A 21,819-nucleotide genomic window follows, 5' to 3' on the forward strand; every position below is an offset into this window, starting at 1 on the left:
AAAATAAGTAAATCTAATTTGTTGCTGGCTTGTATTCTTTTTTATCTATTACCATTTTAGCAATAATCTCCCTCAAGATTTCAGAAGTACCACCACCAATTGGCCCAAGTCTACTATCCCTAAGTAATCTAGCCAAAGGATAATCCTCCATATAACCATAACCTCCTAAAAACTGCAAACAGTCATAAATAACCTCATCAGCCATCTTTGTAGACTTCAACTTAGATATAGTTGCTTCTTTCACAACATATTCACCTTTATTTAACCTATACGCTACTGAATAGTTATATTCTCGGCATATTTCCATATCTGCATATAAATCTGCATACTTATGCCTTAATGCCTGGTATTTGTCTATTGTTTTTCCAAACGTTGTACGCTCAGACATATATTGACGCGCATAATCTAAAGCATACTCTGCTCTAGCGTGTGCATTAACCCCCATTATTAATCGTTCTAAAGCAAAATGCTGCATTATGTAAGAGAACCCCTTATCTTCTTCACCCATTAAATTAGATGCAGGTATCGTAACATTATCAAATGCTATTTCTGCCGTATCAGATGCTCTCCAACCTAACTTATTAAGTTTAGAAGCAGAAACACCTAAAGTATCTTTATCTACCATAAAAATGCTAATACCTTTATTACCTAATTCAGGACTAGTCTTTGCAGCAACTACCATATAGTCACAATATACTCCGTTTGTAATAAATGTTTTAGAGCCATTAATTACATATGTATCTCCTTTTTTAACAGCAGTAGTTCTCATACCAGCGACATCACTACCTCCAAAAGGTTCCGTAACACATAAACAACCAATTTTTTCACCAGCTATACTAGGTGTTAAGTAGTTTTGTTTAATAGCATCATCTCCTTCTTTTGTAACGTGTGTCATTGCTAAGTAGGCGTGTGCCCACATTGCAGCAGCAAAACCACCAGAATTAATTTTTTGCAATTCTTCTAAAAAGATAATTGTATAAAAAAGATCTAAATCTAATCCTCCGTATGCTTCTGGAGAAGCAAGACCAAAATAGCCCATATCTCCAAATTTCTTCCAGATAGAACGATCAATAGTTCCTGATTCTTCCCACTTATCTATATTGGGAACAACTTCCTTTTTTAAAAATTCTTTTAGACTTTCTCTAAATAATTGATGTTCTTCTGTGAAGTACATACCTTCCATACCTGTTTCATTTTTTATCGATGCTCAAATATAGTTTAATTCTATCAATCTTATTCGCAGGAAATCCCTCAATATTTATTAAATCAGCAAAAGAAGTAAAAGCTCCGTTTTCTTCCCTATATGCAACTATATGCTTTGCAAGATCATATTTAATATAAATTAATTTAGAAATCTCGTACGCTGTAGCGTTATTAATATCTATTAATACAACATTAGGCTTGCTTATAACCTTATAACGCTTCAAAAGACGCACTACAACCTCAGGAGACAAACCATAAACATCTAACAACTGATCGTTTACCAGAAAACCACCTAACCTATCTCTAAATTTAATTATCCTAGCAGATAATTTCTCTCCTATTCCATTTATTTTCTGAAGTTCTTCTGCAGTTACCGTATTAATATCTGCAACATCATAAGCCGTAGAGACTATTGGCTTTTTAACAAAACCGACACTTGTTGCATTCTTTTTAATTTTACTGGTCCAATCTGGAAATTTAAAATAAGGAGATAAAACACCTAATAACGAATCGGAAACTTTAGTAACCTCTTTAAAATCTGCCGTAGAGTTTACATATTTATTTAAAGCCCTATAACTATGCAACCTATCTATTTCCTCTACAGACATACCTAATGTATACCCTTTATAATCCGAAATGTAATTTGGATTAAAAGGATAGATTTTAAATGTATTCTTTTCTATAGATTGATTTTTTAAAGAGTCTATTTTAGATTGAAGTTCGGCATTATGAGTTAAACCGTTTGTAGAAGATGTAAATACCCCATTACGAACCAAAAAATAAACAACCTGAAGAATTACGATGAATAGTAATAAAAAGAAAATCCCACTTTGCTGTTCTTTACTGAACTGAAAGTGGGACTTAAACTTTTTCATTATTTTATTTTTACTTCTCTATTGTCTGCTTTGTATGCAGCTGACCAGATTTTAACTTTTTAAAGTACTCCGACAAGTCTTTTTTAACTTCGCCAGACATTATATACAGACCTATTATATTAGGAAAGGACATTGCCAAGATCATCATATCTGAAAAATCTAACACAGCACCTAAACTAACAGAAGCCCCTATTACAACAAATACTAAAAAGAACATTTTGTAAACAAATTCAGTTCTTTTACTTTTTCCAAATAAGTAAGTCCAAGCACGCATACCGTAGTAAGACCAAGATATCATTGTAGAAAATGCAAATAAGAAAACAGCCAACGCCAAAACATAAGGAAACCAAGAAATTTGACTACCAAAAGCATCAGATGTTAACTGTGCACCAGCCATACCTTCTACTTCATGCATACCAGTAAATATTAACACCAACGCAGTTAATGTACAAACTACTACCGTATCTATAAAAGGCTCTAAAAGCGCAACAAAACCTTCTGATGGAGGATTGTTGGTTTTTGCTGTACTATGTGCAATTGCTGCAGAACCAACACCAGCCTCGTTAGAGAATGCTGCTCTTTGGAAACCTACAACTAAAACACCCACAATACCACCTTTTAATGCAGACGGGCTAAAAGCTCCGTCTACAATCGCAGAAAATGCAGGACCTATATTTTGTATATTCATAACAATAACTGCTAAAGCAGCTACTACATAAATAGATGCCATAACTGGTACAATTTTACCCGTTACTTTAGCAATACTATTAATACCTCCAATAATAACAACACCTACTAAAACTGCTGTCACTACGCCAAACCAAAAACCGTTACCAACTAGCGCTGGAAACTGACCTGCTAATTGCTCAAAAGACTGGTTTGCTTGGAACATATTACCACCTCCAAAAGAAGCTCCAACGGCTAATACTGCAAATGCTCCTGCAAGTACTTTACCTACTCCTTTCATATTTCTTTTCTCAAGACCATAACGCAAGTAGTTCATTGGCCCTCCAAATACTCTACCATCAGGTAAAATATCTCTATATTTTACACCTAGTGTACACTCTACAAATTTTGAAGACATACCTAACAATCCGCAAACAATCATCCAGAAAGTTGCACCTGCACCACCTAATGATACTGCTACTGCCACACCTGCAATATTACCTAAACCAACAGTACCTGATACTGCTGTAGCTAATGCCTGAAAATGTGTTACTTGACCTGGAGCATCTGGATCATCATACTTACCTCTTGCAAGGTCTAATGCATGTTTAAATCCACGAATATTAATAAAGCCCATTCTTACTGTAAAGAAAGTTGCTCCTAATACCAACCAGATTACAATAAATGAAATTGGTTTAGTTAACGGATCTCCATTAGGATGCGTTAAAACTACTGGGTCATCATAATTAATTTCAGCAAAGTAATGTGCACCTTGCTCTATAACGTGTTCTTTATTCTCTGAGTTATAAACAACCTTACCTGCCGCTGTTAAATGGTTTAATGTACCATTAGCCAAAGACACTATATTTTGATCTTCACCTGCTGCGTTAGTAAGAACTGCTATATCTTCACCTTGCTTAACTTTTTCTCCATCTCCTTTAAGCCAAGTTTTTAACGTAAACTTATCTTCTAACTCAGGAGACCAGTTAGGCACACCTATTCTTTTAGAGTCTGCATATACTACAGGATCATAAATACCTATTGCAGCAAAAGGGTCCCAAAACAAAACAGACCCCAAAGCACTTACTGCTGGAGTCATAGTTCCGTTAAAAATTTCGGCAATTGCTTCTGATTCTACGGTAAATACTTTGGTTACACTTTTTCCGCTAGAGTCCGTAACTACTACACTATACGGTATTCCCTCTACCAAATGTTCAGCTTTATTAGAGCTTAGAGGAGTTGCTTGGTTACTCCATTTATAGGTATAAGGGGCAACACCACCTTTTACCTCTAGCTTAATCACTCCATCATTTATAGAATTTGAGGGATTAAAAACTTTTCCTTCTACACTAAAGTCTTGAGAAAATACAGACACAGACATTAAAAAAGAAAGAAAATATAGGTATTTCTTCATCGTTGATTGAATTTTTTGAGTTAGTTAGGACGGCAATATCCAAAAAATAATCAACTCAATCAAGGAATTTTCATTAAATTATCAACCAATCTGGAAGATTTCATTCAATTTCATAATTTGCTCTGGCCTGCCTAAAACAATAACTTTACTCTTAGATTCTAATTGTAAATCTGCTTCTGGATTAATAATATATTCACCATCAGGAGCAATGTAACCTATTATAGTACAACCTGTTCGTTTTCTTAGATCTAAATCTCTTAACGAATTACCTGTTATTTTATCTGTAAGATCTTCTATTGCTATTTCTTCTAGTGTAGTGGTATGTTTGCCTTCTGTAGAAAGTTTATCCATAAAACTTATTAAATCTGGCATTACAACTAAAGATGCCATATGGTCACCACCAATTTTATCTGGCATTATTACTTTATCTGCTCCTGCCAATATTAATTTACGCTGAGAGTTTATTAAAGATGCTCTACTTATTATAAACAATTCTTTATTTAACTGCCTACTAGATAACACTACAAAAAGATTAGATGCATCATCTGGCATTGCTGTAATTAAGTATTTTGCTTTAGAAACACCTGCTTCTATTAAAGAATCATCATCTGTTGCATCTCCTTCTATAAAAAGAACTTCATCTTCATATTTTTCTATAACTTGTTTGTCTTTTTCTATAACAACAAATGGCCTCTTATAACTACTTAATCTTTCTGCTGCCTGCGCACCATTTCTTCCGTATCCGCAGATAATAATATGACCAGACAAGTCTTTAATTTTATTTTTCACTCGTTTCTTCTTTAATAGTTGCACTGAATTTTTACCCAAAACATATTCTGTAACCACAGATATAGCATAGGCGACAATAAAAACACTAGAGATTATAAAAAATATTGTAAAAATTTTAGATGCAGTATCTAATGGCTTAACCTCAGAAAAACCAACGGTAGCCATTGTTATAACAGTCATATAAACTGCCTCCATCCAACTGTAACCAGAAATATACCTATACCCTAAAATACCTATTGTTAAAATAGATACAATTAACAACTCTGCTAAGTATATTTTAGATCTGAATAATTTTAAAAGCTTCACCTATAAATGGTATTTTAACACTCAACAAAGCATTTCTAAGAATAGAAATACACTTTATGTTGGACTATTAATTATTACAAATCAAAAACCGATGTCCTTTTGGTATAAAGTAAATCTTTAATTTTTAGCCAAAATGCTAAAAATAAGTATAGTGCAAATCCAAATCCTAACGTAGCAAAAGTTAGGTAAATAAAAGAAGTACGCACTATTCTAGCCCTTATTCCAAAGCGCTCCGCTATACGTCTACACACCTCAAAACCACGTTTTTGAAAATAGTACAATATGTTATAGAAAAATTTCATTGTATAAAATTAACTATTTCTACTTAATAAACTACTACCAACAGCACATTGCAAGCATTTATTTTTTACGCAATACTGCTTATACAACTGTAATATAGACTGCCCTTCTTTTGCGTTTTCTACATTTACACTTAAATTAGTAAAACCAGCTATTATGCTATTCTTTTCTTTAGAAAGGCTAGTTATAATTTCTAAAATAGCTTCATTATCATCCTTACCTATATATTTAGCATAACAAAATCGTAATGGCAAAATAGTATTTATAACTAATAGATCTACAAAAGATTTAGTTAGCTTTTTTTTACTTTTTTTTGACTCTTTAGCAAACGTAAAATGATTATCCCAATAACTACTTGCTGTAACATTACAAACAGCATATATTTCGGATAAATTTTTAGCCTGCATTAACTTAGCAAACAATGTTTGATGCGCTACATACAAAGAAGATAATTGAGATAAACGTATGGTAGGAAAATTAGTAGGCCTTAATTTAAAAAAAGCCACAGCAACTTCATCATTAATAGTTAATTCAAACTTGTTTTGTAAAAAAGCATATTCTTTTTGGAGCTCCATATAATATGTATCGGTAATATCTTGCTTCTGCAGTAAACCCGCTAAACCAAACAAAAGACTTTCGGACTGTTGTTGCTTATTAGTTACTTTCTTAAAAACATTATAAGTAACGTTATTTGCGATATTTAAAAACGAATCTCCGTTAATGGTAGAGCCAAAATTCTTCATTAACATTAGAAATAAAACTTGCTCCCAATTATTATTAGAATCTTTTAAAAGCTTTAGAACAAGAATAGATTTCTGCTCTAGACGCTCTAAATACAATCTATCTAACCAGTTTTTAAACAAAAAAGAATCTACAGATGCAATGTCTTTTTCACAATTGATAAATACTTTTTTTGTTGTAGAAAATAACTGCTGGTAATTTTGTAATACTGAAGTAGATATATAGTCTTTAAGAACCAAGGTTGGAATTTCAGAATTATCTGTTCTAAAAACTGTTGCATCGTCTTCCCAAACAACATGCAGTATTACATTATTATAATTTTTATCTTGCTCATGATTGTGCGCATACCAATGAGACGCATTTAAATGTATTTCTACATTACCAGCCCACAACTGGCCTCCTATTTTAACTTGAGCATTAAAAAAATCTGGACCTTCGTTATAGTTATGCGTGCCAGTAGATACAATTGTTATTGTATCTCCGTTGGTAGTTTGCAAACCTTTTAACTGTAATTTTTTATATTTCCATATAAAATGTAAAAGATCTTCACGCATAACTATAATAAGGTTGTTTGCTTACTAAAGTAAACAAAAAGAATTTTATATGTAAAATTACTCTTTTACATCACCTTCCCAGTTCATAAAACCGCCTTCTAAATTGTAAGCGTTATCAAAACCAAGACTATTCATTATTGCACAAGCTTGTCCGCTACGGTTTCCAGATCTACAATAAACATAATATGTCTTTGTTTTATCTAGTTTTTCTAATTCATCTATAAAGCCTTGACCCTTGTAAATATCAATATTTACAGCATTTGGTATTATACCTTCTGCAATCTCATCTTCAGTCCTTACATCTAATATAAAAGCGTTAGCGTCCTCTGCTAATTTTGCGCTCCATTCTTCTTGTGTTAAATCCATCTTAAATATTTTTTTTCAAAAGTAATTAAAATATATTTTACATACATTTGTATATACAATTATTGTAGCGACATGGATGTGAATAAAATTTTAAAATCGAATAAGCCTTTAGCCCTAGAAAGCAAGACTATTATTCACTTAATGTTAGTACACCAAAGCATATCAGAAAAAACAACAGAAGCCTTAAAACCTTTTGATGTTTCTATACAGCAGTTTAATGTTTTACGTATATTAAAAGGGCAAAACGGAAAAGCTGCAAACCTTAGCACCTTAAATGAAAGAATGGTGTCTAAAATGAGTAACACAACTAGATTAGTAGATAAACTAATTTTAAAAGATTTTGTAAAACGTACAGTTTGCGAAGAAAACAGAAGAAAAATTGAAATTTTTATCACTAAAAAAGGAAAAGAAGAACTTTTAAAAATGAGTAACACTATGCTTGCTATGGAAAAAGAACTTCTAAAAGATGTAAATACGGAAGACTTAATTACTTTAAATAAATTATTAGACAAATTAAACACAGACAAATAAAACAACAATTATGAAAAAATTATCAGTAAGCATTTTAGCATTAGTATTTTCTGTTGCAGCATTAACAGCTCAAGAAAAAAAAATTAACACAGAAACAAGTAACATTACTTGGAAAGGATATAAAGTAACAGGTTCTCATGAAGGTTCTTTAGATTTTAAAGAAGGCTCTTTAGTGTTTAAGAACGATAAATTATCTGCTGGTGAATTTGTAGTAGACATGACTACATTAACTGTTACAGATTTAGAAGGTGGTATGAAAGGTAAATTAGAAGGCCATTTAAAGTCTGATGATTTCTTTAGTACTGAAAAAAATACAACTTCTAAATTAGTTTTTACTGTTGGTAAGGCTACAGGGAAAAATGCTTACGCAGCAAAAGGTAAATTAACTATAAAAGGTATTACTAAGCCAGTAGACTTTACAATATCTGTATATGGTAGTAAAGCAACAGCAAGCTTAAAAGTAGATAGAACAGATTTTGACATTAAATACAAGTCTGGTAGCTTTATAGAGAACTTAGGAGACAAAGCAATTTATGACGATTTTGATCTTGTTGTAGATTTACAATTCTAAAACATACTTTAATATTGTTTTAAACCTCACTTTTGTGTGGTTTTTTATTTTTTATGAAACTCTAGTTGGGTATTATAAAATTCCTTTATATATTTGACCTAATGAAAATAACAACTAACATATGGTGGTGGAACAACTTACGTCAAACGTCGTGAGCAAAGCATCATTGTAATCATATACATAAAAGGCTTGTCTATCACGACAAGCCTTTTTTTTTATTTAAAAATTTAAAGTTTAAGATGAAATATAATCTAACATCACACTACAAAAAAATATTAGCAGATACTATTACTCCTGTTAGTATGTACTTAAAAATTAGAGATAAGTTTCCTAATAGCATTTTATTAGAAAGTAGTGACTACCACGCAAACAATAATAGTTTTTCTTATATCTGTTGCAACCCTATTGCTTCTATTAAAATAGAAAACGAAACAATACTAGAAAACTACCCAGATGGCACTAGCCAAACTACCGTTATAGATAAAACTGTAGATGTTGCCACTGTTCTACATAACTTTAGTACTAAGTTTAGTTCTTCTAATAATGACTTTAAATTTATAAACAATGGTCTTTTTGGATATATGGCTTATGATTCTGTTCGTTATTTTGAAGATGTAAACATTACCAAAAAGGATAATTCTATTGTTATACCAGATATGTATTATGCGGTATATAAGAATGTAATTGCTGTTGATCATTTTAAAAATGAAGCATACATATTTGCACATACTTATAACACAGAAAATAACATTCCAGAAATAGAACAATTATTAAACGTAAGAGATTTTGCTACTTACAATTTTTCTAAAACAGGAGAAGCAACATCTAACTTAACAGATAACGACTTTTTAGAACAGGTAGATTTAGCTAAAAAACATTGTCAGCGTGGAGATGTTTTTCAATTGGTATTGTCTAGAAGATTTTCTCAGGAATTTAAAGGAGACGAATTTAATGTATACCGTGCCTTAAGATCGGTAAATCCATCACCTTACTTATTCTATTTTGATTATGGCGACTTTAAAATATTTGGAAGCTCACCAGAAGCACAAATTATAGTTAAAGATGGCAAAGCAGAGATACACCCAATCGCAGGTACATTTAAACGTACTGGTAATGACGAAAAAGATGCTGTTCTTGCTAAAGAGTTAACAGAAGATAACAAAGAAAATAGCGAACACGTAATGCTGGTAGATTTAGCCAGAAACGATTTAAGCAGAAACGGAAATACTGTTACGGTAGAAAATTATAGAGAGGTTCAGTTTTTCTCCCACGTAATTCACTTAGTATCTAAGGTTACAGGAATAAAGAAAAAAGACATTCCTACTATGAAGGTTGTTGCAGATACGTTCCCTGCTGGCACACTTAGTGGCGCACCTAAACATATGGCTATGCAACTTATAGAAAAATACGAAAAAACAAGTCGTGGTTACTATGGTGGCGCAATTGGATTTATGGATTTTAACGGAAACTTTAATCACGCTATAATGATTAGAACTTTTCTTAGTAAAAATCACCAACTACATTACCAAGCAGGCGCTGGTTTAGTTGCGGCATCTAACCCACAAGACGAACTACAAGAAACATACAATAAATTAGGAGCACTAACTAAAGCTTTAGAAATAGCTGAGAACATTTAAGACGATGAAAAAAATACTAGTTATAGATAATTACGACAGTTTTACATACAATTTAGTGCACTACCTAGAAGATTTAGATTGTGATGTTACAGTAAAACGAAACGACCAATTAACACTGAAAGAAGTAGATGCTTTTGAAAAAATAGTACTTTCTCCAGGTCCAGGTATACCCGACGAGGCTGGTTTATTAAAACAAATAATAGCAAAATATGCACCTACTAAAACTATTTTAGGTGTTTGTTTAGGACAACAAGCCATTGGCGAAGTTTTTGGCGGTTCTTTAATTAATTTAGAACAAGTTTACCACGGTATTGCTACCACTATTACAGTTATTAAAGACGATGTTTTATTTAATGGTTTAGGCAAAGAATTAAAAGTTGGTCGTTACCATTCTTGGGTTGTTAATCCAGATTTGCCAGAAGTTCTAGAAGCTACTTCTGTTGATGAAAACGGACAAATAATGTCTTTACGCCATAAGGCTTATGATGTTAACGCAGTACAGTTTCACCCAGAATCTGTATTAACACCAGAAGGAAAACAAATGCTAAAAAATTGGGTAAATAAGTAAAATAGATCGATATCAAAATTTTACTTATTCATTAATAAAAATTAAAGATGAAAACAATATTAAATAGATTAATTAATCACGAAATTCTTGGAAAAGAAGATGCCAAAAATGTATTGGTAAACATTGCTAAGGGTGATTACAATACAAGTCAGATTGCAGCTTTCTTAACTGTTTATATGATGCGTAGCGTTACTATTGAAGAGTTAGAAGGTTTTAGAGATGCATTACTAAACCTTTGCTTAGCTGTAGATTTATCTGCATATAACCCAGTAGATTTATGTGGCACTGGTGGCGATGGTAAAGATACTTTTAACATTTCTACACTTGCCTCTTTTGTAACTGCGGGGGCTGGTATAAAAGTTACCAAGCACGGTAACTATGGCGTATCTAGCAAATGTGGTAGTAGCAACGTAATGGAATCTTTAGGTATAAAATTTAGTAGTGATATTAGCTTTTTAGAAAAAACAATAGACCAAGCTGGTATTTGTGTATTACACGCACCACTTTTTCATCCAGCTATGAAAAACGTTGCACCAATACGTAAAGAGTTGGCAGTAAAAACATTCTTTAATATGTTAGGCCCCATGGTAAATCCTGCCTTTCCTAAAAACCAAATGGTGGGTGTTTTTAATTTAGAATTAGCTAGAATGTATGGCTACCTTTATCAAAATACAGATAAAAACTTTACCGTTTTACACGCCTTAGATGGGTATGATGAAATTAGCTTAACAGGGAACACAAAGACAATCTCTCGTTTATCAGAAAGTATGCTTAAACCAGAAGATTTTGGAGTACAAAAAATAAAACAATCAGATATTGTTGGCGGAGAAACCGTTGAAGATTCTGCTAAAATATTTGTAGACATCTTAAGCGGTAAAGGTACAGATCCACAAAACAATGTGGTTTGTGCTAATGCAGGTATAGCAATTGCTACTGTAGAAAATATAAGCCCTAGAGAAGGCTTTTTAAAAGCACAAGAATCTTTGCGTAGTGGTAAAGGTTTAGAAGCATTAAAAAAATTACAAAAGCTAAGTGCATAAATGGATATCTTAGAAAAAATAGTACTAGACAAACGCAAGGAGGTGGATTTAAGAAAATCTCTTATTCCTGTATCGCAATTAGAAGCTTCGGTTTTGTTTAACAGACAAACTAGTTCTTTAGCTAGCGCATTAAAAAATAGTACCTCTGGCATTATTGCCGAACACAAAAGAAGGTCTCCTTCTAAAGCTGTAATAAATAATAGCTTATCTGTGCAAGATGTTGCTACTGGTTACCAAGACGCTGGCGTTTGTGGTATGTCTGTTTTAACAGATGGCAAATATTTTGGAGGCTCATTAGACGATTTACTAACTGCAAGAGCAGCTGTACAAATGCCGCTATTACGCAAAGAGTTTATTATAGATGAATACCAAATACTAGAAGCTAAAGCCTACGGAGCAGATGTTATTTTATTAATAGCTGCTATATTAACTAGAGAAGAAATAAAACAATTCTCTGAATTTGCAAAAAGCTTACATTTAGATGTTTTACTAGAGGTACATAACCAAGAAGAATTGCACAAGTCCATTATGCCTAGTTTAGATATGTTAGGCGTAAACAACCGTAATTTAAAGACTTTTACCGTTAGTCTAGAGACAAGTAAATCTTTATCTACTTTAATACCAAACGATTTTGTAAAAGTATCTGAAAGTGGTATTAGTAACATAGGAGCTATTAAAGAATTACAACCATATGGCTACAAAGGTTTTTTAATAGGTGAAAATTTTATGAAAACAGATAACCCTGGCAAGAGTGCTACTAACTTTATAACATCTTTAATTTAATGAGGCTGAAAGTTTGTGGTATGAAGTATTTAGAGAATATGGAGGCAGTGGCAGCATTGCAACCAGACTATTTAGGCTTTATATTTTGGGAACCTTCATCTAGGTATTTTAATGGCAAAATGGGAAATATCCCAGATGGCATTAAAAAAGTTGGTGTTTTTGTTGATGCTGATTTAGATTATGTTGTAGATAAAATTAACCAATATAATTTAGAAGCTGTACAACTACACGGTAAAGAATCTCCTGAGTTTTGTAAAGGATTACGAAATTCTAGTCTTGGATTAAAAGGGAAACAACCACAGATTATAAAAGTTTTTTCTATTAAAGATAGTTTTGACTTTAGCATCCTTACTCCTTTTGAAAAAGTATGCGACTATTTTTTGTTTGATACTAAAGGAAAATTGCCTGGTGGTAATGGTTATACTTTTAACTGGTCTGTTTTAGAAAATTACACATCTACCAAACCTTATTTTTTAAGTGGTGGTATTGGCGTAAAAGATGTAGATAAGGTTAAATCTTTTTTACACACACCAGCATCTAAATACTGTGTTGCACTAGATGTAAATAGTAGTTTTGAAATAGAACCAGGACTAAAAAATATTGAAAAATTAAAAGAATTTAAAACAGCATTAAGTATCTAAACTAAGTACTTAAAACTTAATACTAATTCAGATGAATTATAATGTAACAGAAAAAGGATATTACGGAACATTTGGCGGTGCCTATATTCCAGAAATGTTATATCCTAACGTAGAAAATCTACGTAAAAATTACCTTAAAGTTATGGCAGAGCCAGACTTTAAAGCAGAGTTCGATCAGCTTTTAAAAGATTACGTAGGCAGACCTTCTCCTTTGTATTTCGCAAAAAGATTATCAGAAAAATACAACACAAAAGTATATTTAAAAAGAGAAGACCTTAACCATACTGGTGCACATAAGGTTAACAATACTATTGGTCAGATTTTAATGGCCAAAAAATTAGGCAAGCAACGTATTATTGCAGAGACTGGCGCTGGTCAACACGGTGTTGCCACAGCTACTGTTTGCGCTCTAATGGGTATGGATTGCGTAGTTTATATGGGGGAGATTGATATTGCTCGCCAAGCACCAAACGTTGCTCGTATGAAAATGCTAGGCGCAGAAGTTAGACCTGCTCTTTCTGGCAGTAAAACACTTAAAGATGCAACCAACGAAGCTATTCGTGACTGGATTAACAACCCTGTAGACACACATTACATTATTGGTTCTGCTATTGGCCCGCATCCTTACCCAGATATGGTTACTAGATTTCAATCTATTATATCCGAAGAAATAAAGTGGCAACTAAAAGAAAAAGAAGGTCGTGAAAATCCCGATTATGTAGTTGCTTGTATTGGTGGCGGTAGTAACGCTGCTGGTACATATTATCACTTTCTACACGAAGAAGAAGTTGGTATTATTGCTGTAGAAGCTGCTGGTAAAGGTATAAATTCTGGAGAAAGTGCTGCTACATCTGCACTTGGTAAAGAAGGTGTTATACACGGCTGTAAAACATTACTAATGCAAACCAATGACGGACAAATTACAGAGCCCTACTCTATTTCTGCAGGGTTAGATTATCCTGGAGTTGGACCATTGCATGCGCACTTATACAAATCTGGAAGAGGAGAATTTTATTCCGCTACAGATGATGAGGCAATGCAATCTGGTTTAGAATTAACAAAATTAGAAGGTATTATACCTGCTATAGAAAGCAGTCACGCTTTAGCTATTTTTAAACACAAAACTTTTAAACCAGACGATGTAGTTGTTATAAGCTTATCTGGTCGTGGAGATAAAGATTTAGATAATTACATTAAATATTTTAACTTATAAAATTGTATAATGAATAGAATTAATCAAAAAATGCAAGAAGACAAAAAACTTCTTTCATTGTACTTTACTGCAGGTTATCCAGAGCTTAACAACACAGTTAAAATAATTAAAGATTTAGAGGCCAGCGGTATAGATATGATTGAAATTGGATTGCCTTTTAGCGATCCGTTAGCAGATGGACCTACTATACAAAACAGTTCTACTATTGCGCTTAAAAATGGTATGACCACCAAATTACTTTTTGAGCAATTAAAAGATATACGTAAAACAGTTTCTATACCATTAATTATAATGGGGTACTTTAACCCAATGTTACAATACGGTGTTGAAGCATTTTGCGCAAAATGCGCAGAAATTGGTATAGATGGTTTAATTATGCCAGATTTACCTTTGGCTGTTTATCAAGATGAATACGAGGCTATTTTTAAAAAACACAACCTAAAAAACATCTTTTTAATTACACCACAAACTAGTGACGAACGTATTAAGGAAATTGATAATGCATCTGATGCATTTATTTATATGGTAAGTTCTGCTAGTGTTACAGGTTCTAAAACTGGTTTTGGACAAGAACAAACAGATTATTTTGAGCGTATTGCGAGTATGAATCTTAAAAATCCGCAAATTATAGGATTTGGTATTAATAATAACGAAACCTATACACAAGCTACAAAAGAAACAAAAGGAGCAATTATTGGCTCTGCATTTATAAAACACCTAACAGAAAATGGTGCAGATACAATTTCAGATTTTGTACAAAAAATAAGATAAGAACTTATTTTTATAAACATAAAAAAGCTGTTTCATAATTGAAACAGCTTTTTTTGGTTGTGGTTGTTTGTGTTATTATTTTCTGTATTGTATGGCCTTGTTAGGGTAATCTGTAATTAAACCATCTACTCCCATTGCAAGTAAATTTTCCATATCAGTCTCATTATTAACTGTCCAAGGAATAACTTTCATATTTTTTGAGTGCAGTTCTGCTATTACTTCTTTAGACAACATATTGTGTAACGGACTGTAAATTTGTGGTACAAACCCCAATGCTTTTAAATTTGTTTCTACATCATCTTTATACACCAAAGCAGCTATTGTATACTCTGGATAATTTTGATGCAAATACTGTAACACTCTAAAATCAAAACTTTGTAACACTACATTTTCAACCGCAATTTTATCTTTAATAGTTGCTATAACTAAATCAGAAAAATCTTTTGGATTAGGGTGATAAATGCCATCGCCCTCTGGTAAACTCTTAATTTCTATATTGTATTTAATTGGCGCAGCATTACCTGCTGTTAAAGAATCTGCAAGTGCTATTACATCTAACAGCAAAGGTTTTGTTACAAACTGTTTTTCTTGCTCTGGAAAATTAATATTACCCATACTACCACAGTCGTACTTTTGAGTTTGCTTATACGTATGCTGATAAATATTTAGAGCAATAGAATCTTTTTTAGCAATGGTTTGCCCAAGAGAATCTAAACAAAAAAGCGGGTTAAAATAAGGCTCATGAGACACCAAAACTTGCTTATCTTTAGTTACAGCCAAATCTAGCTCAATAGTATTTACACCAAGTTCTATTGCTTTTTTAAAGGCAGGCAAACTATTTTCTGGCATTAAGCCTCTAGCACCACGGTGACCTTCTAAATCAAAATTATAAGTTACCACTGTCTCTTCAACCGAAGCAGTTTCTTCTTTTACTTCTTTCTTTTTATCGCTTTGCTTACAAGCAATAAAGCCTATGCTTATTAGGCTACAAATAACTAATTTTAATTTCATTTTATAATATTATTTAAAAATGCAACCGTATTTACATACACACCTTGCCAGTCTTTGGATCTAATATCGCTTGCTATTACGTGATTTCCACTTTCTGGAAAAGCCATCTTTGCTTTATCTTCTTCTGGCGTACCAAGAGCATCATACATTACTTGCATTGCAGGTACAGAAACTACATTATCTTGCTCTTCTTCATTCTTGTAATAATACCCTAAAAACACAGGACACGTAACTTTAGAAAAAGTCTCTGTTGTCATATTACTTTTCAGTAACGTAATTAAAGACACATAACCGTTTACGTGGTAATTAGTAGACCAGTACTTTGCCTCTTCTTCTGGGCGTTTTTGCACTTGCATAGAACCTCCTAAAACTTTCATAAATTGTTCTTTTCCGCCTGGCTCTATAATTGCAGCCATTGCAGGATTAATTAAATCTATAAAAGGAGAATACAACACCAATGCTTTAATATCCTTGTCTTCTGCTGCCAAAGCCAAGCTTAAAGTACCACCTGTAGATGTACTAATTACAATAACCTCTTCGCCTATTTGCTTACCATATGCTATAGCCTGCCTTGCAGAAGCTATGTAGTTTTCTGGTGTTAAATCTTCGAACGTATTGTCTCTGTAAATTCCGTGCTCTTCTAAACGAGCCATATATGTATTTGCATTAAAGTTTGCCGATAATTGAGACATTACTGGCTCTCCTTCTTGCTGACTTGCTCCAAAACCGTGTAAATACACAAAAGCTATAGGAGATTTTTTATATTTATAATCTTCCGACCAAATTATACGAGCCTCATTATCAGGCTTTATACCTACTACATTTTTCTCGTTAATCTGAATATTTTCTTCTACTTCCTTTAAACTCTGCATTTTCACTGCTTTTTGCGCTGTTGCAAAAGAAACAATTACTAGAAACAAAGAAAGGATATATGTGTTTTTATTTTTCATTATATTGTTATTTAATTTTTTAGCCTAAAAGTTTACAGACAATTGAATTCCGTAAAATGCAGGAGGACCAGCAATAAATGTAGGAATCCCAAAAGCACCACCTGTATTACCTGCATCTATAATAAACTCCTCGTCTAAAACATTAGTTGCGTATAAACTAATCTCGTATTTACCTTGTATAGTTATACCTGTTCTAATGTTTAATAAACCATAACCATCTTGAGATATGTTTGGTAAATTAGTTTCTTCAAAAAACACTTTAGACTTATAAGTATATGTTGGTCTTAAAAAAACAGCTACTTTATCATTTAAAATAGGGTTAATATTAAATCCTGCAGAGAAAGAGTGTTCTGGTGTTAACCTAAAAGTATTACCTGCTAACTGTTGTGGATTACCATTAGAATCTTCATCATCAAAAGAAGCATCTATAAAACCGTAATTAGCAAAAAATGAACTACTTTTTGCAAACTGATATTGCATTGCAGCTTCAAAACCTAATGCTTTAGCACTACCACTATCATTAGGCACCACAACTAGGCCATCAGTTTCATCTAAACGAGCAATTGTTGTCTGAAAATTACTATAATCGTAATAAAATCCGTTTATATCAAACTGTAATTTATTATCTAACAAAAGAGATTTAATACCAAGCTCGTAAGACCAAACAGTTTCATCTGACAATACATTTACATCGTTAGCTGTTACATTAATTACATTTGGTCTTCTACCACGTGCTACATTTCCAAAAAGTGTAAAATCATCATTTAAATCGTAATTTACAGCAAACCTACCCACGGCAGATAAAAATGTTTCACTTGCAGAAATTCTTCCATTTGTTGGTACAAATAAGTTATTAGGAAATGCTCCTAAAAAGTTACCTAATAATCCTGGATTATCTGCATTTATAACTTCTAAACCTGCATTGCTATTTTCTAATGTTGCTCTTAAACCTAAAGTAACTGTTAACTTTTCTGTAAGATCGTAAGATCCGTCTGCAAAAATATCTCCAGAATAATTTTCTCCGTAGTTAATAGACTCCTCTTTATTAAAAGGTAGCAAAGGAGCACCTGCCAATGGACCAAAACTACCAGGATCGTTAGGAATATTAGGAAATAAAGTTGCTACGCCGTTTACAACCAAAGCATCTGTAGCTACTAAAAGTGCTAAGTAACTTTGCTCATTAACCTCAAAAGGCACAGCTTGTGATCCGTTTTCATAAAAGAAATTAGCTCCTACAAAACCAGATAATTTATCATCATTATCAAAATTAAAACGTACTTCTTGACTAAATTGCTCTCCTTCTGCAACCTCTCTAAAAAATAAAACAGGTGCTACTGTACCATCTGCATCAAAGGCTTCATCAGAATTAAATTTTCTGTAGGCAGAAATAGAAGTTACATCCCAATTATCATTTAATGATGACTTTAAAATTCCTGTAAAACCATATACTGTACGGTCTAACCCTAATTCTTTACCACGCTCTAAATCTGCAAAAGAGTTAGGACTTAAATCACCTCCTAAAGGAGCAAAAGTTCCACTTTTAAAAGAAGTTCCTGGAGGTGTATCTTGTTGCCAATTTGCAATAAAATCAAACGTAGTATTATCACTAATCATATATTTTAAAGAACCTCTAAGCGCTAAGGTTTCTTTACCATTTAGGTCTCCGCCAGAAAGGTTTTCTATATATCCGTCTCTTCTATTGTAAATTGCAGCTACACGTGCAAACAACTTATCTTTTACTAAAGGAGTATTTACATAACCGTTTACTAAAAACTGATTGTAATTACCAATACCTGTTTTTAAAGAAGCAGAAGTCTCATTTTTAGCCTTGTTTTGAATAATGTGCATTGCTCCAATTTGTGCACCTCTGCCAAAAAGAGTCCCTTGGGGACCTTTTAAAACTTCTACACGTTCTATGTCAAACAACTCTACAACAGAACCACGAGATTTACTAATAGAAACCCCGTCTTGGAAAACAGATACTCTTGGCTCTACTCTAGAATCTCCGCTATCACTAGTAATACCCCTTACAACAATACCTGGGTTATTTACACTTTGAATTTGAATTTGTAAACCTGGTACATAATCTGAAAAAGTATCATACTCAAATGTACCCTGATTGTTAATAAAATCACTACCGTAAGATGTAATTGCAATTGGCACATCTTTATTTAACTGCTCTCTTTTTTGAGCAGTAACGACTAAACCATCTAATTGAAAAGAAGGCTCTTTAAGATTAAAATTTAAAATAGTTTCTGTTGTTGTAATAGTTATAGATTTACTTATGCTTTTGTACCCTAAGTAAGACACCGTAACGGTATATGTTGTATTTGTTAAGTCGCTAATTTTATACATTCCAGACTCATTTGTTACCGCACCGATTGACATACTTTGTATAACAACGTTTGCTCCCATTACTGGAGTGCCAGTTTCGTCTAAAACTTGACCTTTAATACTTGTATTATTTTGTGCCGAAGCAGAAAATATTGTAAATAATAGTAAAATAAAATAGTAATTCTTTTTCATCGTGTTTTTTTAAGATGTCCAAAACTATACAGCTACTGTTAAGCTAAATACTTAGTCAGTTTATAATAATGTTAGGCTAGTATTAACACGTATTAAGTAAGTATTAATAAGGCACTACCATTGTTAAGACAAGTTTAAATAAAACACGTAAAAATCTTATAATAAGACAACTAACTAACAAAACATCATTTAACATATAAATTGCACAACCATTCAATTTATACAAAAGAAAAAGCCCTAAACAATATGATTAAACATAATGTTTAGGACTTGAATCAAAAATAAAATACAATCGCTATTTTTTTAGATCGATATCTTTTATATTCTTAATCTTATTTCGTTCTAAGAAAGCATCTATAGTTTCAAAATGTTCTATTACACGCTGGTCTTTAAACTCGTATACCTTTTCTGCAAGCCCTTGTAAAAAGTCACGATCATGAGATACCAATATTAATGTTCCATCAAAATCTAATAAAGCTTCTTTTAATATGTCTTTAGATTTTAAATCTAAATGGTTTGTAGGCTCATCTAATATTAAAAGATTTACAGGTTCTAACAATAGTTTTACCATAGCTAGTCTTGTTTTTTCTCCTCCAGAAAGTACACTAACTTTTTTATCTATATCGTCTCCTTTAAACATAAACCTACCCAAGATATTTTTTATCTGGGTACGCACATCTCCTTTAGCAACCTCATCTACCGTTTGAAAAATGGTTAAATCTGGATCTAGTAATGACGCTTGGTTTTGAGCAAAGTAACCTACCTGTACATTATGGCCTAAGCTACATTTACCCTCATACTCTATTTCTCCTAGAATAGATTTTATCATAGTAGATTTACCCTCACCGTTTCTACCAACAAAAGAAACTTTTTCTCCTCTAGAAATAGACATACTTGCATTTTTAAATACTGTATGGTCTCCGTAAGTTTTAGTTAAATCTTCAACCGAAACAGGGTAATCTCCTGAACGTTGTGCTGCCGGAAACGATAATCTCAAAGCCGAATTATCAACCTCATCAATCTCTATAATATCTAGTTTTTCTAGCATACGCTCTCTAGAAGTCACTTGGTTTGTTTTAGAGTACGTTCCTTTAAAACGCTCAATAAAACGCATATTATCTTCTATAAATTTACGTTGCTCTTCGTAGGCTTTAATTTGGTGTGCTCTACGATCTTCTCTAAGCTGTAAATAATGCGTGTAGTTAGCTTTATAATCATAAATTTTGCCCATAGTAACCTCTATAGTTCTATTGGTAATATTATCTATAAAAGCCCTATCATGAGATATAACCATAACTGCTTTGGCTTTGTTTACCAAAAAGTCTTCTAGCCAAATTACAGATTCTATATCTATATGGTTCGTTGGCTCATCTAACAAAATAAGATCTGGTTTTTGTAATAGAATTTTTGCTAACTCTATACGCATACGCCATCCGCCACTAAACTCACTCGTAAGTCTATTAAAATCCTCAGGCTTAAAACCCAAGCCTTTTAATGCTTTTTCTACCTCAGCATCATAGTTAACATCTTCTAGGGCATAGTATTGCTCACCAAGCTCGGACACCTCTTCTATAATTGCCATATAGGCATCACTCTCATAATCTTTTCTTGTTTCTAACTCTTTGTTTAAATGCGCCATACGGTCTCGCATTGTAAAAACGTGACTAAAAGCCTTAGACGCTTCTTCTACCACTGTACAATTATCTTCTGCTAATAAGTGCTGTGGTAAATAAGCAATTACAGTATCTTTAGGGCAACTTACTTTACCCTTGGTTGCTTTTTGCTCACCTGCAACAATTTTCATCATTGTAGATTTACCAGCACCGTTTTTACCCATTAAGGCAATTTTATCATTCTCATTAATCACAAAATTTACGCCACTAAACAGTGTAGTTCCGCTAAATTCTACTGCAATATTATCTACTGTAATCATTTCTATATTTTAAAGACTGCAAAACTAACAAAAAGTAAAGAATGTAGTAGCGGCTTTTATCACTTTAGTTGTAAATAATTAAAACTTGCATTAACACTCATTAACAAAGACTTACAACTCTATTAACTAAGATTCTATAAGAATTACTATATCTTGAGGATGAACATAAAAAACAAATGATATGGGAATTATTGATGATAAGAGATTAAAAAGAAAAAGGAAACAAACAAATCCGACTAACCCAACAGGGAATACAAATATTGATACAAATAAGTTTGATATTGATTCCAAAACAATTAAGGATCAACAAAACAAGAAATAACCCCACAAGCTTTATATTTTAAAGCCCTGAAGTCTACTATAGATTTCAGGGCTTTTCTTTTTTTAAAAACTTAACACATTATTCATATTAATTTAAATTTTGAAATGA

Annotated in this window: 21 protein-coding genes; 10 read left to right on the forward strand and 11 right to left on the reverse strand. The window is 32.6% G+C overall.

Annotated elements, in window-relative coordinates:
* Positions 1-13: 13 nt before the first annotated feature.
* The 7 genes from BT107_RS16485 to BT107_RS16515 all read right to left on the reverse strand — a co-directional run bounded on the left by BT107_RS16485 (position 14) and on the right by BT107_RS16515 (position 7,214).
* Entirely contained in the window at positions 14-1,183 is a 1,170-nt protein-coding gene (locus tag BT107_RS16485; protein ID WP_072304942.1) for an acyl-CoA dehydrogenase family protein, read from the reverse strand.
* A gap of 7 nt (positions 1,184-1,190) precedes the next feature.
* The gene (locus tag BT107_RS16490; protein ID WP_072304943.1) at positions 1,191-2,078 is read right to left on the reverse strand and encodes a ComEA family DNA-binding protein; all 888 of its coding nucleotides are present in this window, start codon (positions 2,076-2,078) and stop codon (positions 1,191-1,193) included.
* A gap of 10 nt (positions 2,079-2,088) precedes the next feature.
* The gene (locus BT107_RS16495; RefSeq protein WP_072304944.1) at positions 2,089-4,158 is read right to left on the reverse strand and encodes an amino acid carrier protein; all 2,070 of its coding nucleotides are present in this window, start codon (positions 4,156-4,158) and stop codon (positions 2,089-2,091) included.
* Positions 4,159-4,239: 81 nt separating this feature from the next.
* Positions 4,240-5,253 (reverse strand): potassium channel family protein, encoded by a 1,014-nt coding sequence (locus BT107_RS16500; RefSeq protein ID WP_072304945.1) that lies wholly within the window; start codon positions 5,251-5,253, stop codon positions 4,240-4,242.
* 74 nt (positions 5,254-5,327) lie between these two features.
* Positions 5,328-5,555 (reverse strand): PspC domain-containing protein, encoded by a 228-nt coding sequence (locus BT107_RS17700; protein ID WP_072304946.1) that lies wholly within the window; start codon positions 5,553-5,555, stop codon positions 5,328-5,330.
* A gap of 9 nt (positions 5,556-5,564) precedes the next feature.
* Entirely contained in the window at positions 5,565-6,848 is a 1,284-nt protein-coding gene (locus BT107_RS16510) for a DUF2851 family protein (protein WP_072304947.1), read from the reverse strand.
* Between the two features lie 57 nt (positions 6,849-6,905).
* Positions 6,906-7,214 carry a rhodanese-like domain-containing protein gene (locus tag BT107_RS16515; protein ID WP_072304948.1) on the reverse strand — a complete coding sequence of 103 codons (309 nt, stop codon included), beginning with the start codon at positions 7,212-7,214 and terminating at the stop codon, positions 6,906-6,908.
* Positions 7,215-7,286: 72 nt separating this feature from the next.
* Here BT107_RS16515 and BT107_RS16520 point away from each other — a divergent pair, with 72 nt between their 5' ends.
* The 9 genes from BT107_RS16520 (at position 7,287) to trpA (ending at position 14,969) form a co-directional block, all read left to right on the forward strand.
* Positions 7,287-7,745, forward strand: coding sequence for a MarR family winged helix-turn-helix transcriptional regulator (locus tag BT107_RS16520; protein WP_072304949.1), 459 nt, complete (start codon positions 7,287-7,289; stop codon positions 7,743-7,745).
* A gap of 10 nt (positions 7,746-7,755) precedes the next feature.
* Positions 7,756-8,316 carry a YceI family protein gene (locus BT107_RS16525; protein ID WP_072304950.1) on the forward strand — a complete coding sequence of 187 codons (561 nt, stop codon included), beginning with the start codon at positions 7,756-7,758 and terminating at the stop codon, positions 8,314-8,316.
* A gap of 239 nt (positions 8,317-8,555) precedes the next feature.
* Entirely contained in the window at positions 8,556-9,953 is a 1,398-nt protein-coding gene (locus tag BT107_RS16530; protein WP_072304951.1) for an anthranilate synthase component I family protein, read from the forward strand.
* 4 nt (positions 9,954-9,957) lie between these two features.
* Complete coding sequence (locus tag BT107_RS16535; RefSeq protein ID WP_072304952.1) at positions 9,958-10,521, forward strand: anthranilate synthase component II; 564 nt, start codon at positions 9,958-9,960, stop codon at positions 10,519-10,521.
* Positions 10,522-10,568: 47 nt separating this feature from the next.
* Entirely contained in the window at positions 10,569-11,561 is a 993-nt protein-coding gene (trpD, locus tag BT107_RS16540; RefSeq protein WP_072304953.1) for an anthranilate phosphoribosyltransferase, read from the forward strand.
* A complete protein-coding gene (trpC, locus tag BT107_RS16545; RefSeq protein WP_072304954.1) occupies positions 11,562-12,344 on the forward strand; it encodes an indole-3-glycerol phosphate synthase TrpC in 783 nt (260 codons plus the stop codon).
* Positions 12,344-12,985 carry a phosphoribosylanthranilate isomerase gene (locus BT107_RS16550; protein WP_072304955.1) on the forward strand — a complete coding sequence of 214 codons (642 nt, stop codon included), beginning with the start codon at positions 12,344-12,346 and terminating at the stop codon, positions 12,983-12,985. The genes trpC and BT107_RS16550 overlap by 1 nt, the downstream gene beginning before the upstream one ends.
* A gap of 31 nt (positions 12,986-13,016) precedes the next feature.
* Entirely contained in the window at positions 13,017-14,198 is a 1,182-nt protein-coding gene (trpB, locus tag BT107_RS16555; protein WP_072304956.1) for a tryptophan synthase subunit beta, read from the forward strand.
* Positions 14,199-14,207: 9 nt separating this feature from the next.
* The gene (gene trpA, locus BT107_RS16560; protein WP_072304957.1) at positions 14,208-14,969 is read left to right on the forward strand and encodes a tryptophan synthase subunit alpha; all 762 of its coding nucleotides are present in this window, start codon (positions 14,208-14,210) and stop codon (positions 14,967-14,969) included.
* Between the two features lie 75 nt (positions 14,970-15,044).
* Here trpA and BT107_RS16565 read toward each other — a convergent pair whose 3' ends face one another.
* The 4 genes from BT107_RS16565 to abc-f all read right to left on the reverse strand — a co-directional run bounded on the left by BT107_RS16565 (position 15,045) and on the right by abc-f (position 21,389).
* Positions 15,045-15,980 carry a glycerophosphodiester phosphodiesterase family protein gene (locus BT107_RS16565; RefSeq protein WP_084639264.1) on the reverse strand — a complete coding sequence of 312 codons (936 nt, stop codon included), beginning with the start codon at positions 15,978-15,980 and terminating at the stop codon, positions 15,045-15,047.
* A complete protein-coding gene (locus tag BT107_RS16570) occupies positions 15,977-16,930 on the reverse strand; it encodes an alpha/beta hydrolase (RefSeq protein ID WP_072304958.1) in 954 nt (317 codons plus the stop codon). Before BT107_RS16570 ends, BT107_RS16565 begins: the two co-directional genes overlap by 4 nt.
* Positions 16,931-16,954: 24 nt before the next feature.
* Positions 16,955-19,456 carry a TonB-dependent receptor gene (locus tag BT107_RS16575; protein WP_072304959.1) on the reverse strand — a complete coding sequence of 834 codons (2,502 nt, stop codon included), beginning with the start codon at positions 19,454-19,456 and terminating at the stop codon, positions 16,955-16,957.
* Between the two features lie 295 nt (positions 19,457-19,751).
* Entirely contained in the window at positions 19,752-21,389 is a 1,638-nt protein-coding gene (gene abc-f / locus BT107_RS16580) for a ribosomal protection-like ABC-F family protein (protein WP_072304960.1), read from the reverse strand.
* 181 nt (positions 21,390-21,570) lie between these two features.
* Between abc-f and BT107_RS17585 the strand changes: the two genes are divergently transcribed.
* Positions 21,571-21,711 carry a hypothetical protein gene (locus tag BT107_RS17585; RefSeq protein ID WP_170854755.1) on the forward strand — a complete coding sequence of 47 codons (141 nt, stop codon included), beginning with the start codon at positions 21,571-21,573 and terminating at the stop codon, positions 21,709-21,711.
* Positions 21,712-21,819: the final 108 nt, after the last annotated feature.

It is taken from the genome of Cellulophaga fucicola (assembly GCF_900119145.1).
Lineage (GTDB): Bacteria > Bacteroidota > Bacteroidia > Flavobacteriales > Flavobacteriaceae > Cellulophaga > Cellulophaga fucicola.